Raw genomic sequence first — 12573 nt, forward strand, 5'->3', positions numbered from 1 at the left:
TGTGAAATCGGCGCAAACTACTTGTCATGACCCCATACTCAGTCAGAGGAGGCAAATCGGCCATGAAACCTGAAGACAAGCAGGAGCAATACGTCAGCAAGCAAATTAAGGACGCCGCTTCCGGTGAATTTCCCGGCCATAAGGATATTTCCGAGGCCGAAAACGGCTCGATGGTCAACGATATGGAGGATTTGATCCAGCTCGGCGAGGACATGAAGCAGCTGGAAAAAGGCCGTGAAGATGCGAATGACGGGTTTAAGCCCGATCCCCTGCAGTAGTGGAATAAAGCCGAAAACGCCGCCTTCCTTCCGGAAGGCAGCGCGGATTCTCGTAGGTTAGTATGTCAGGTTGTTAATGCGCGTTCATTTGGTCCATAATTTGTTTGAGCTTCTCCGTCGCCCGTTTCTGGATGCGGGAAACGCTCATCTGGGACATGCCCAGCTTGCGGGCGATCGTTCTTTGCGACTGCCCCTCCTGAAAAGCAAGCAGCAGCACCTGCTGTTCCTGCATTTTCAAAAACGAAAGCGCCTGCTGCAAATCCATCCTTTTCTCCAATGCTTCATAGTCATTCGTTTCCGAGCTAAGCAGTTCTCCCAGCGTTGCTGCGCTTTCCTCCTGGGAAAGCGGCGAATCCAGAGACACATAATGATAGCATTCGCGTCCGGCGAGCACTTCGACCGTTTCCTCCACCGACAGCTCCAAATATTCGGCGATATCTTTGACGTTGGGCGAACGTTCGAGCTTTACGGTCAATTCGTCGATGGCCTGCTGCACAAGCGCGCCTTTTTCCTTGATTCTGCGCGGCACCTGGATATACCAGGACTTGTCCCGCAAATAATTTTTCATGTGCCCAATCATGCTTTTCATCGCATAAGGCTCAAACGGAATGCCAAGGCTGGTGTCATACTGCTGAAGCAGCCGGATCAGGGCCATCTCTCCCACCTGATACAGGTCTTCATACAAATCGGGCCGGTTCCGGGCAATTTTGCTGGCGGCCGTTTTGACCATGGGATCGTATTTCCGGATCAATTCCGTCGCGACTTCATTGTCCTTCGTTTCTTGATAAACTCTGATCAGACAAACCGCTGCTTGCCACGACTCATGGGGAGTCTGCTTTTCGGTCATACTTTCTCCTCGCTCTTTTGGAGCCGGCGCAGCATCGTCACCTTCGTTCCGTGTCCGACTTCGTTTTCCACAACGACATCATCCATCAGCGCCTGCATCAAATAGAAGCCCAATCCGCCAACCGTCACTTCGCTCAGCTTTTTATCGTGTAAACTGGCGCGCTTTTCCGGCTTGTCCCACGGTTCAAAGCTCTCCCCTTCATCTCTGACCGTAATCGACAAAGCATCGGCCAAAACTTCGAACGTGACTTCCATCATACCCTCCCCCTGCTTGTAGGCGTAAAGCACGGAATTGTTGCAGGCTTCGGATACGGCTACTTTCATGTCTTCAATTTCTTCGTACGAAAAACCCATTTTCGAGGCTACACCATACAAATTTAACCTGACAATATCCACGTACTCCGCGGTTGCCGGCAAATTGATGACGATTCTTTCTATTTCCTCTATCATGATACTCGATCCTTTCCTTAATGGGAATTCTCCTATTCCGCAAAAAATTTGGCAATCCCGGTCAATTCAAACAGCTTGTGAATATGATCGGGGATTTCTCTGACGAAAAATCGGCCGGGCATCCCTTGTCTTGCCTTCAAAATGGACAGCAGAATCCCAATCCCGGTACTGTCGATATATTTTAGCTCCTTCAAATTAATGATCAGGTCCTCATCTTCGTTTCCTACCAAAGGTTCGAGCACTTTACGCAGGTCGGGAGCCACGGACAAATCCAGCTCTCCGCGCAAAACCACGGTGCGCACCCCGTTTTCAAATTGCGGCGTTGCGGAAAACTTTTCACTTTTTCTCGTATTCATCGCTACTCTCTCCTGAAATAAGTTTCTTACTACAAGATAACCCAGCATGTCCGAAGCTGAAACAAAAAGCCGCTCTCCTGTGTCATTTCAAATAGATCCAAACGAGGCATTTATCGTCTTCCCGCTCGCGCGGCAGACCTTCGTCAAAAAACATCCGGTTCATCTCCTCCCGGTTGAAGCGGTGGCCGCTGCCCTTCAGCGAATGTTCGAGCCATGCCTGGCGCTCCTCCAAAGTGCCCCTTTGCGCGTCGGTCAGACCGTCCGTATAAAGCGCGATATGCCCGCCCTCCTCGTAATAGAGCGTTTGAGGATACACCTCCATTTCGTCAAACAACCCGACCGGCGGACCGATCCGGTCCATCTTGACGAGCGCCCCGTCATGCTTATAGAACAGCGCCGGCGGATGCCCCGCGTTCACGTAGTCGATTTTTTTCCGCCGCGTGTCCACGACAAGATAAATCGCCGTAAAATAATATTGAATCAGCTTGCTTACGATATGTAATTGATTAAATTGCCGGTTTAATTCCTGAATGACTTTCTCCGGCTCGACAAAGTTATGAACGGTGTCTCTCATGACCGAGGAGATAAACATGCAGAACAACGACGAGGAAATGCCATGCCCCATCATGTCGAGCAAAATAACGCCGTACCTGCCTTCGCCAAGCGGATACCAGGCATACAAATCCCCAGCCAATTCATTGGAAGGTTTATAGATGGCATCGATTTCAACATGCTGATCGTGGATCGGGGTGCTGAGCACCGCATTCTGTACGAGCGCCGCCAGCTTCAGTTCCTCCTGGATCCGCTGGTCCCGGTTCCTGTGCCAGTCTTTTTCCAGCTTCAGCCGCAGCGCCGTACGGATTCGGGCCATCAGCTCCACTTTGTTAATGGGTTTGGTGACGAAATCATTCGCCCCCGCATCCAGCGCTTCCGCCAGCTTGTTCGAATCGCCGATGGCCGTTACCATGATGATCGGTATCTCTTTCAAATGCTCGGACCGCTGCAGCAGCCGGCAGGCCTCAAGCCCGTCCATATCGGGCATCATCATATCCAGCAAAATCAAATCGATATCGGACGGCCCGCACTCCTCGATCCGCTCCAGACTTCGCACTCCCAAACGTTCAAACATCTCCTTCGTGGAGGAAACGGACACGGTGTTGCGGTATTTCTCTTTTTTCAGAATTTCCCGAATGATAATGATGTTGGTCGGGTTGTCGTCGACGATTAAAATTCTCATATATATCTCCCTTAAAATAAAGCGAACTATAGTGCGCACTACTCGTTTACATTACCCTCATGGCTGCGGGGTGAAACCGAAAAAAACTTCCGGAAGCCGTTTCCGCTAGGTTAACTCCGGTATTTCCGCCATATCTCGGCGGCAAGATCCGCCCATTTGACCCAGCCTGCCTCGGAGCCGTCGTCCGTGCCCTTTTCGCTCATGGACGGATCGGCCTGGCCTAATGCCCGATCGTTTGCTGAATCGGTTGCCGGACTGGCCGCTGAAGCATCCGCCGCTCCCCGCTGCTCCGGTTCCGCCGCTTTGGCGCTGGAAGCCGCGGCCGCCGAAGCTTTGGCCGTTTTGGAACGGCTCCGAAGGAGGCCGGCCAGCGCCGCGGACACCTGTTTGGCCGTCAGCGCCGTCTCACCCCATGCTTCGCCGGCCAGGTGAACCGCTTCCAGGACCGGTTCCAGCAGCTTCAGCTGGCGCTGCGCATCGGCGGCGAGATCATTCGCCTGACGCACAAGGCGTTTGACGTCCGAGCTTAGATCGGCAACCGTGTTTTGCATAACGTTTAGCGTTTCTGCCGCCTGCCGCATCGAGCGTTCCGCCGCCCTCAAGACTCTCGCCAAAAAAACGGCAACCACCGCAAATACCGCCGCCATGCACGCCACACTGATTTCCCAAATCATATCCGTTTCCCTCGCTTTCGTTCCCACGATTGAAATCTCCCCCGGCGGGTCTGGGCAATCATGCCATAATTCAATCTATGTGCCGCCGGCGGTTCTCATGTGAAGGCAGGCTCGTATGGTGCCGAAAAACGAATCGGCCCTTTCCGAGAAAGGGCCGAGAAAACAATATATATGAATTCGGGAAGGCGGCCTAAACCCGGCTTATTTCAGGACGCTTCCGCCAAACATAAAGCGGTGCACCCACGCCCCGTCAAGCTGGTCTACCTTCACCCCGCCCGATTTGGTCGAATAGGTGTGAAGCAATTGTCCATTGCCGAGATACATCGCCACATGCGTTATCCGCTGACTCTGCTTGTCGATGCCCGCGTAGTCCGAAGCCTTCGAACCTTTATAGCTCATAAAGAAAACGAGATCGCCCCGCTTCAGGCTGCCGATGTCATAAACGGCTGTGCCGTTGTCCTTGATCCAGGTCCCTTGTTTGCGCGAATCGGACGGCAGGGTAATGCCAAGCGCCTCTTTATAGGCTTGTCTGACGAAATCGGAGCAGTCAAACGTCGTCGTCGTATTCCGGTTCGAACCGAACTCGTAAGGGGTGCCGAGATACTTCATCCCCGTTTGAATCACCTGCTCGATTTGCCGGCTCACAGTCCCCGAAGTCTCAGGTTTTGGCGCCGGAGCGGAAGAGCCGGAAGAAACCGTAATGTATTTCGGGTTGGCGCTGACATAACCGACCGTTCCGCCTTGCGTTTTCACCTTATAGAAGTACTTGGTGCTTCGGTCCAAAACGGTGACCTGGGAGCCTTTTTTCACCAGGCCGATCACCTTTCCGGAAAGAGAAGGTTTGGTGCGCAGATTGACCCCGCTGTTGATATGTCCTTTGGTGACCGATCCTGCGGTTGCCGCCGCGGATGCGGACGCTTGATCCGGTAACGCTGTATAGGAAGATAGTAAAATGGCGCTCAATAAAGCAATGGTGACGCTTCGTTTCATAGGTTTTGTGCCTCCTTGTGTAATTCTTGCTGTCCCTAGTTTTCGTTCAACTCTCCTTTCTTTTGGACTTGTCCCCATTATATCCCTTGTCGAAAGGTGTCTGAATCGGTCGATTCTCGCATTATAGGAAAGCGTATTCAAAGACATATTTCCCAAATGATCCTTCAAGAAAAGAGGAACATGTCCTATTTATTCCGCGTTCCAGCAACGGATGTGAAGCCGCCAACAATCTCGCAGATCGTTGGGGGCGTTGACTTGCGGAGGGTTTTATTGTGAAATTGAAGATACATTATGGTTAAATTTGGAGCAATTCCCAAAAGACCTATGCTTTAGGACGTTCGTTGGGAGTCCACGGAAGCGGGTTCATCCCTATCTGCTAAAAATACGGAATGCTTGAGAACCGCGATCTGCGAATACCAAGGAAGTGCATCCTCCCACGACATGCAAAAGGGCATGCGGTTTTTGCCGGAACTTTAGTAAGCTGATAAGAAGTTCTATCGGCGCGCAATCTCCAAAAAAAACAGCCGGTACAGGTTCTCGCATGGTGATTGCCATACAAAAACTGTCCCGGCTGTTCTTAAATTGACGGCCATTCCTTGATGAGGCGACCGCTTGTCCGCATGAACATGAATATCTACTTACGGCGGATCAAGCCGCTCAGGCCGTTCCCTTCGGCTCCACATGCACATGGACGTGCATCACGTTTTGGATCCGCCGCATCCGTTCCTCCACGCGGTCGCTGATTTCATGGCCTTCAATCACCGTCAGATGAGGTTCCACCTCAATGACGACGTCCACGAGCACATGGTTGCCGTGCACGCGGGCTTTTAAGTCTTTAATCCCTTCTACTCCGGGGATTCGCGAGATAGAACTGCGCAAATCGCGCAATTCTTTTTCGTCAAAACCGTCCGTCAAATTATGTGTGGAATCGCGAAAAATATCCCAGGCCGTTTTGCAGATCAATATACCGACGGCGATAGCCGCAACGGTGTCCAGCCAAGGCAGCCCGAATTGGGCTCCGAAAATGCCGACGGCCGCCCCTACGCTGACCAGAGCGTCGGACAAATTGTCCTTGGCCGCCGCCATCAGCGCCTGATTGTTGATCTGCCTGGCCAACCGGCGGTTGAACCAATAGACGCCGCCCATCGCTGCGGCGCAGACCAGGGCGATCAGCGCCGAGCGCACATCCGGCTCTGTTTGTTCGCCGGCCGCCAGGGCGCGGACCGCGTCGACGATCACCTGGATGCCGACCATGGCCATAATAAAAGAAGCGACCAGCGCGGCGATCGTTTCCGCCCGGAAATGGCCGTAAGCGTGATCGGAATCCGGCGGTTTTTGCGAAATTTTAAGCCCGATCAGTACGGCCACCGACGCCACGATGTCCGTCAAGTTATTAAACCCGTCGGCAAGCAGCGCGCTTGAGGCAAAATAAAAACCGCTGATCAGTTTAAAGGCGGACAGCACCAAATAAGCGGCAATGCTGACCCAAGCCCCGCGTTCCCCTTTTCGAATATCTTCATATATATCCACCAAGTCCCGCACCTCCAGACCTCTCCCGAACCAGTCAGGAATTAAAACGTTTAATCATCGTAACAAATAACCTCCGTGTGAGTCCAGAGAAACAGTGTTGGCCGAGGCAAAAGCGCTCCAGCCTCCATTATTCCCGTTGTACACGCTTTTAAAAACGTATAGAATAGGGACAGCCCCTTTCCTAATTTCGAGGAGATGATCACCATGACCGAAAATAATGAACCGCGCAAAATCGATTTGGCCGAAGCGATGCGGCAAAAGCTGGCCCAGAAAAAACAGCAGCAGCAAGCCGCTGGTAAGCCGGGAATGAAGGATGGCTTTCAAACCAAAACGCTGAAAAGCCAAAACAACAAAAAACCCAACAACCAGCGCCGCCGTACGGGCGGCTCGTAGGGCGGTCCGTACGGCTCAGCTCTTGCGGCGGCTCGCGTAGGGCGGTCCGTGCGGCAGCTCTTGCGGCGGCTCGTAGGGCGGCTGTATGGCAGCTCGTTGGGCGGCTGTACGGCGACTCGTGCGATAGCTCGTAGAACGGCCCTTCCGGCAGGTCGTAGAACGCCCGTAGGGTGGACCGTCCGGCGGGTTCGCAGGGTGGTTGGTAAGGCGGCGCTCAGGGCAATTCGCCCGGCAAAAAGTTGCCGCAGCACATAAAGGCACGGGAACCCCGTGCCTTTATGCATGCCGTTTCCTGGCGCGGGCTGCCATGCCAGGTTGCGGTTGCCCGCGGATGCCCGCCGGGCGCTGCGCTGGAATGCCGATGCTGCGATTCCGGCTATCCGGGTGCCAGCCTCCCAGCCCAGCGGGCGCAGGCTGCCATGCCAGGTTGCGGTTGCCCGCGGATGTCCGCCGGGCGCTGCGCTGGAATGCCGATGCTGCGATTCCGGCTATCCGGTGCCAGTCTCCCGGCCCAGCGGGTACGGGCTGCCGACCTTAGTTAGGCCGGGTTTGGCCCGCTAACCCGCACAAAATCTTGCCGCCCGCCTCAACCCCATCCGGATAGCGGACATTTTTGCCGCTATTTTTCAAATCCTTGGCCAACCCCCGGCAATAGAGGACATTTTGGTCCTTATTTCTCCTCTACCTCCAAAAAAACTGCCTTTTACCAGGTCCGCCCCAAAAATAACGTCATAAAATGCCTTTATTTTGCCCAGCACCCATCATCCATCCGAAATAAGTACCTTTTTTGCCGCTATCTCTCTGCACGCTTCGCCCAACCCAGCCAATAACTAGTCCAGTAACCAGTAACCAGTAGCCAGCAAACAGCAGCTAGCAGCTAACAATCAGCAATCAGTAACCTGCAATCAGTAACCTGCAATCAGCAACAAGCAACCAGCAACCAGCAATCAGTAACCTGCAGCCAATCCCGCCCTTTCTATATCCTGGGCAAAAAAGCCGCATAGGCGTCCGGCGGACCCCCATGCGGCTTGAATGACTCAACTAATTTTCCGGTTTAAGCATTAACCTCTTCCGGATACATCGATTTGCGCAGGTTTTGGATTTCTTCGCTTTCCAGATATTCATCGTACGTCATGACGCGGTCAATGATGCCGTTTGGCGTAATTTCGATGATGCGGTTGGCGATCGTCTGGATAAACTGGTGGTCATGCGACGTAAACAAAATCGTCCCGTCGAAATCGATCAGCCCGTTGTTGAGCGCGGTGATCGACTCCAGGTCGAGGTGGTTGGTCGGCTCGTCGAACAGCAGCACGTTGGCGCCGTTCAGCATCATTTTCGCCAGCATGCAGCGGACCTTTTCGCCCCCGGACAGCACGCTCGCCTTCTTCAGCGCTTCTTCGCCCGAGAACAGCATCCGGCCCAGGAAGCCGCGCAGGAACGTTTCGTCCTGGTCTTTCGAATATTGGCGCAGCCATTCCACCAGATTGAGCTCCACCCCGTCGAAATAATCCGAGTTGTCTTTCGGGAAATACGCCTGCGAAGTCGTTACGCCCCAGCTATACTCCCCGCCGTCCGCTTCCAGTTCGCCCATGAGGATCTGGAACAGCGTCGTTTTCGGCAGGCCGTTCGGGCCTACAAAAGCGATCTTGTCGCCTTTGTTCACGACGAAGCTGACGTTATTCAGCGCTTTTTCGCCTTCGACGGTTTTCGTCAGCCCGTCGACCGTCAGCAGCTGCTTACCCGCTTCCCGCTCCGCTTTAAAGTGCAGGAACGGATATTTCCGGTTGGACGGACGGATGTCCTCCAGCGTGATTTTGTCCAGCTGCTTCTTCCGCGAAGTCGCCTGCTTCGATTTCGAAGCGTTGGCGGAGAAGCGCTGAATAAACGCCTGCAGCTCTTTGATTTTCTCTTCCTTCTTCTTGTTGGCGTCCCGCTGCATTTGCAGCGCCAGTTGGCTCGATTCGTACCAGAAATCGTAGTTGCCGACGTACAGCTGGATTTTGCCGAAATCGATATCCGCGATATGCGTGCACACCTTGTTCAGGAAGTGACGGTCGTGGGATACGACGATAACGGTGCCTTCATAGTCCATCAGGAAGTTTTCCAGCCACTGGATCGATTCGAGGTCCAGGTGGTTTGTCGGTTCGTCGAGCAGCAGATTGTTCGGCCGGCCGAACAATGCTTGGGCCAGCAATACGCGGACCTTCTCGTTGCCGCTCAGCTCGGCCATTTTCTTATCGTGCAGCTCGCGCGGAATGCCGAGGCCGATCAGCAGCGCGGCGGCGTCCGGCTCGGCGTCCCAGCCGTTCAGCTCGGCGAACTCGCCTTCCAATTCGCCGGCCCGCAAACCGTCTTCCTCGGTGAAATCCGGTTTGGCGTAAAGGGCGTCCTTCTCTTTCATGATCGAATAGAGTCGCGTATGGCCCATAATAACCGTCTCCAGCACCGGATACTCGTCATACTCGAAATGGTTCTGTTTGAGCACGGCAAGTCTTTCCCCCGGCGTCATAAACACTTCGCCCTGGTTCGGTTCGATCTCCCCGGACAAAATTTTCAGGAACGTCGATTTCCCCGCCCCGTTCGCGCCGATGAGGCCATAGCAGTTGCCTGGCGTAAATTTTATATTTACATCTTCGAAAAGTGCCCGTTTTCCGTAGCGGAGCGTTACACCGTTTGTACTAATCATGTTAGGCATTACCATCCTTTATTGTTAATCACTACTGGCTTTAGATTATATCATAGATTCGTACATAAATTGAACCTTGGCCGCGATTTACCCGGGATTGGCAACAATTTCGCGCAAAAAACAACCCTATTCCCTCCTTTTCGGGAACAGGGTTGTCCGCATTTTGATAGACTCCAAGCATCATAATCCGGCGACGGCAAATCCGGTCGTGTTTTCCGCAATTTCGGCCCGGAACGTAACGCCGTCTTCGTTCCGCGATACGTTCACGGACAGATGTCCGTTTCCGATAGAGATGCGCCGCACCCGCAACGTGTTCATACCATCCGGCAGGAACGGCGACAGCCGGATCTCCTTCCGCAGCGCGTCCGGGTACAAACCGAGCATCACCTGCAGGAAAGCAAGCGAAGTTCCGGCAGCCCAGGCCTGTGGGGAACAGGTCGTCGGGTACGGAACCGGATACCCCAGCTCGGAATCGTGGCCGCAGAACAGCTCGGGGAACCGTTGATATTCGAAGTACCGGGAAGCCTTCAATAAACCTTCGATCACCTGCTGCGCCTGGGCTTTGAAGCCCATTTTGCCTAGGCCTAGCAAAATCATCGCATTGTCGTGCGGCCAGACGCTGCCGTTATGATAGCTCATCGGATAGTAGCCGGCCGCATCCGTACTCATCGTACGGATGCCGTAGCCGTTATACATATCCCGGCGCAGCAGCCGCTCCGCCTGGGCTTTGGCCCGGGACCCCTCCGGCAAACCGCTCATAAACAGATGCCCCGGGTTCGAAGTCACGCTGCGCACCTGCCGCAGCTCTTTATCAAGAGCGATCGCGTAGCTTTGCTCGTCATCCATCCAGAAGGCCGACTCGAACCGCTCCTTTAACGCCTCGGCTTCCTCGGCCAGCCTGCGGGCCGCCTCCGGCTCGCCCATCAGCTCGAACAAGGGAGCGAGCGACCGCTTCGCCTGGTAGACGTAGCCCTGCACCTCCGCTAAAGCGATCGGCGATGCCGCGTACGTTCCGTTCTCATGGATGACGGAGTTGGCCGAATCCTTCCACCCTTGGTTCGGGAAGCCTTTTTCCGCCTCCTGCTTGTACGCCATAAAACCGGAGCCCGCTTGCAGCGACGCGTCGATATATTCCAGGGCGCGCAGGATGTTCGGTCTGAGCTCCTTGACCAGCGACAGGTCGCCCGTCCAGCGGTAATATTCACCGATCAGGACCAGGAACAGCGGCGTGGAGTCGATCGTCCCGTAATAAGGCGAAAACGGCGATTGCTTCGTCGTGACCAATTCCCCGAAGCGGATCTCGTGCATGATTTTGCCGGGCTGCTCGTCGCGCCAAGGATCGCTTTTCTCCCCTTGGTAAGCCGCCAGCGTGCGCAGCGTCCCGGATGCATGGCGCGGGTTCGCCGGGAGCATAAACAGCGAAGTGATCAGGCTGTCCCGGCCAAACGGAACGGCAAACCACGGCAGTCCGGCCACCGTCGTTTCGCCGAAGCCGATATCGGCCGTCAGCATGCGCAAATCCTGCAAGCCCCGCTGGTACAGGCCGTTAAATACCGGGAAATCCGATTCCACGCGGGCGTTGTCTTCATACCACCGCTCGTAAGATTGTTCCAGCTTCCGCAGCCCTTCCTCAAAGCCGAGCAACTTGCCCTCAGGATGCCGCTTGGACACCGGCGCAATAAAAAACGTGATTTTGCGTTCCTCTTTCGGCTTAAGGGATAGGGGAAACGATACCGTCCCATCCCGATGAACCGCTCCGCCCTGCGCGTCCCAGGTAATCCGGGTTTGTCTCCGTTCCCGGTCGGCGCCGACGTAACCGAGCATGATTTCCCCATCGCCGATGACCGGCTCCTCCATAAAGCCGACTTCCCCGGCACGGTATTTCCGTACCAGGAACATGTCCTGGAAATCCGCGCCAAAGGCGACGGACAGACCAAACCGGCTGTCATGCACAAAATAATTCGTAATCGCAATACGAACATATAAAATGCCGTCATAGATAAAGCAGTCGCGTTTAACCTCAATGGCCCCTTCATCCTTAACGTCCTTCATCAGCCGGAAGTTGGCCACATAGCTTTTGTCCCCGGCGGACGACAGCACCGCCGGCTTATCTCCGTCAATGCGCAGCTCCATACGGCTTAAAAAGCGCGTATCCTGCGAATACAAGCCGTGCCCCTGTTCATTGCCGGGGGCGATGTCGCCGCTTAAATCCGTCAGCAGAAACAGATCTCCTTCTTTAATGACGCGATATTCCATAACCATCCCCCATCATCACATTAGGTTTATTTTCAAAGTATAACCCTGGGCTTTGCCTTTCACCCCCGCTCGGATAACCCGGTCCCGGCCCGGCTTGTCCTGAACTGCCTGGGAGTGACTCCCGTAAATTTTTTGAACAGCTGCGTATAATAACTTTGGCTGCAAAATTTGAATGTAAAAGCGATTTCCGAGATCGGGCGGTTCGTATAGAGCAGCATATGCTTCGACTCCTCGATCTTCCGGCTGTTGACGTAATGGGTCAGGGACATGCCGGTCTCGCGCCCGAAGCGGTCCGACAAATAGCTGGGGTGTACGTTCAAGTGGGCCGCGATTTGAGGCAGCGCTAGATCCTCAAAGATATTTTGCCGGATATAGTATATCGCCAGGTTGACCAGGTGCGAGTAAGGCAGCTCTTCCTGTTCCCGGCGAACCACCGACACGAATTGCACCAGCATCTCGTATTCAAACTGAACGGCGCGGTCCACGTCCCCGATTTTTTCAATGTCCAAAATGATTTTGTCGCTAAGGTGGAAGGCGATTTCCGGATCGACGCCGCCTTTGATGATCGCGCGGGTGAACAGCGTGCACGAGGCGATCAGCGCATTTTTTTTCGAACGGAGCGGATAAGCGGCCAGCACGGCGGCCTCCAGTTCGTTGATTTTGGCCAGCGCTTGCTTTGCGCCCTGTTCGTTGCCCGTCCGGATCGCTTCCAGCAGCTCTTCCTCATAATCGACGGGGGGATGCACGAAATTTTCCCGCAGGTACCGCATTCGCTTCATAATCCTCCCTCCACCTAAAAATATTGATAAAAATCCAAAATATTTAGTATAACATTACCTTTTTAGATTCTAAAATTCAACCATAACACTTCCTGAGA

12 protein-coding genes are annotated in these 12573 nt (G+C 54.1%); 2 read left to right on the top strand and 10 right to left on the bottom strand.

What is annotated here, in order from left to right; genetic code table 11:
- Nucleotides 1-62: 62 nt before the first annotated feature.
- Nucleotides 63-278 (top strand): hypothetical protein, encoded by a 216-nt coding sequence (locus NYE69_RS30950; protein WP_115311344.1) that lies wholly within the window; start codon nt 63-65, stop codon nt 276-278.
- 73 nt (nt 279-351) lie between these two features.
- Here NYE69_RS30950 and NYE69_RS30955 read toward each other — a convergent pair whose 3' ends face one another.
- The 7 genes from NYE69_RS30955 to NYE69_RS30985 all read right to left on the bottom strand — a co-directional run bounded on the left by NYE69_RS30955 (nt 352) and on the right by NYE69_RS30985 (nt 6361).
- Nucleotides 352-1125, bottom strand: a complete 774-nt coding sequence (locus NYE69_RS30955) for a sigma-70 family RNA polymerase sigma factor (RefSeq protein ID WP_036619724.1) — start codon at nt 1123-1125, stop codon at nt 352-354.
- Complete coding sequence (gene rsbW, locus NYE69_RS30960) at nt 1122-1574, bottom strand: anti-sigma B factor RsbW (protein ID WP_340929880.1); 453 nt, start codon at nt 1572-1574, stop codon at nt 1122-1124. Before rsbW ends, NYE69_RS30955 begins: the two co-directional genes overlap by 4 nt.
- A 32-nt stretch (nt 1575-1606) precedes the next feature.
- Nucleotides 1607-1930 (bottom strand): STAS domain-containing protein, encoded by a 324-nt coding sequence (locus tag NYE69_RS30965; RefSeq protein WP_036619720.1) that lies wholly within the window; start codon nt 1928-1930, stop codon nt 1607-1609.
- 82 nt (nt 1931-2012) lie between these two features.
- Nucleotides 2013-3167, bottom strand: coding sequence for a fused response regulator/phosphatase (locus tag NYE69_RS30970; RefSeq protein WP_340929882.1), 1155 nt, complete (start codon nt 3165-3167; stop codon nt 2013-2015).
- A 110-nt stretch (nt 3168-3277) separates the two neighbouring features.
- Complete coding sequence (locus NYE69_RS30975) at nt 3278-3868, bottom strand: DUF948 domain-containing protein (RefSeq protein WP_340929884.1); 591 nt, start codon at nt 3866-3868, stop codon at nt 3278-3280.
- A 174-nt stretch (nt 3869-4042) separates the two neighbouring features.
- Nucleotides 4043-4831, bottom strand: a complete 789-nt coding sequence (locus tag NYE69_RS30980) for a C40 family peptidase (protein WP_328272685.1) — start codon at nt 4829-4831, stop codon at nt 4043-4045.
- A 657-nt stretch (nt 4832-5488) separates the two neighbouring features.
- Nucleotides 5489-6361: a cation diffusion facilitator family transporter gene (locus NYE69_RS30985; RefSeq protein WP_411828926.1), complete on the bottom strand. Its 873-nt coding sequence runs from the start codon at nt 6359-6361 to the stop codon at nt 5489-5491.
- 204 nt (nt 6362-6565) lie between these two features.
- On the opposite strand from NYE69_RS30985, the gene NYE69_RS30990 reads away from it, so the two are divergent.
- On the top strand, nt 6566-6754 hold the full coding sequence (locus NYE69_RS30990) for a hypothetical protein (RefSeq protein WP_036619715.1): 189 nt from the start codon (nt 6566-6568) through the stop codon (nt 6752-6754).
- 1054 nt (nt 6755-7808) lie between these two features.
- Here NYE69_RS30990 and NYE69_RS30995 read toward each other — a convergent pair.
- The 3 genes from NYE69_RS30995 to NYE69_RS31005 all read right to left on the bottom strand — a co-directional run bounded on the left by NYE69_RS30995 (nt 7809) and on the right by NYE69_RS31005 (nt 12466).
- Nucleotides 7809-9440 carry an ABC-F family ATP-binding cassette domain-containing protein gene (locus tag NYE69_RS30995; RefSeq protein ID WP_340929888.1) on the bottom strand — a complete coding sequence of 544 codons (1632 nt, stop codon included), beginning with the start codon at nt 9438-9440 and terminating at the stop codon, nt 7809-7811.
- 180 nt (nt 9441-9620) lie between these two features.
- Complete coding sequence (locus tag NYE69_RS31000; protein WP_340929889.1) at nt 9621-11696, bottom strand: amylo-alpha-1,6-glucosidase; 2076 nt, start codon at nt 11694-11696, stop codon at nt 9621-9623.
- A 59-nt stretch (nt 11697-11755) separates the two neighbouring features.
- Nucleotides 11756-12466, bottom strand: a complete 711-nt coding sequence (locus NYE69_RS31005) for a helix-turn-helix domain-containing protein (protein WP_340930588.1) — start codon at nt 12464-12466, stop codon at nt 11756-11758.
- Nucleotides 12467-12573 lie beyond the last annotated feature (107 nt).

It is taken from the genome of Paenibacillus sp. FSL R5-0527, assembly GCF_038008055.1.
GTDB classification, from domain to species: Bacteria; Bacillota; Bacilli; order Paenibacillales; family Paenibacillaceae; genus Fontibacillus; species Fontibacillus macerans.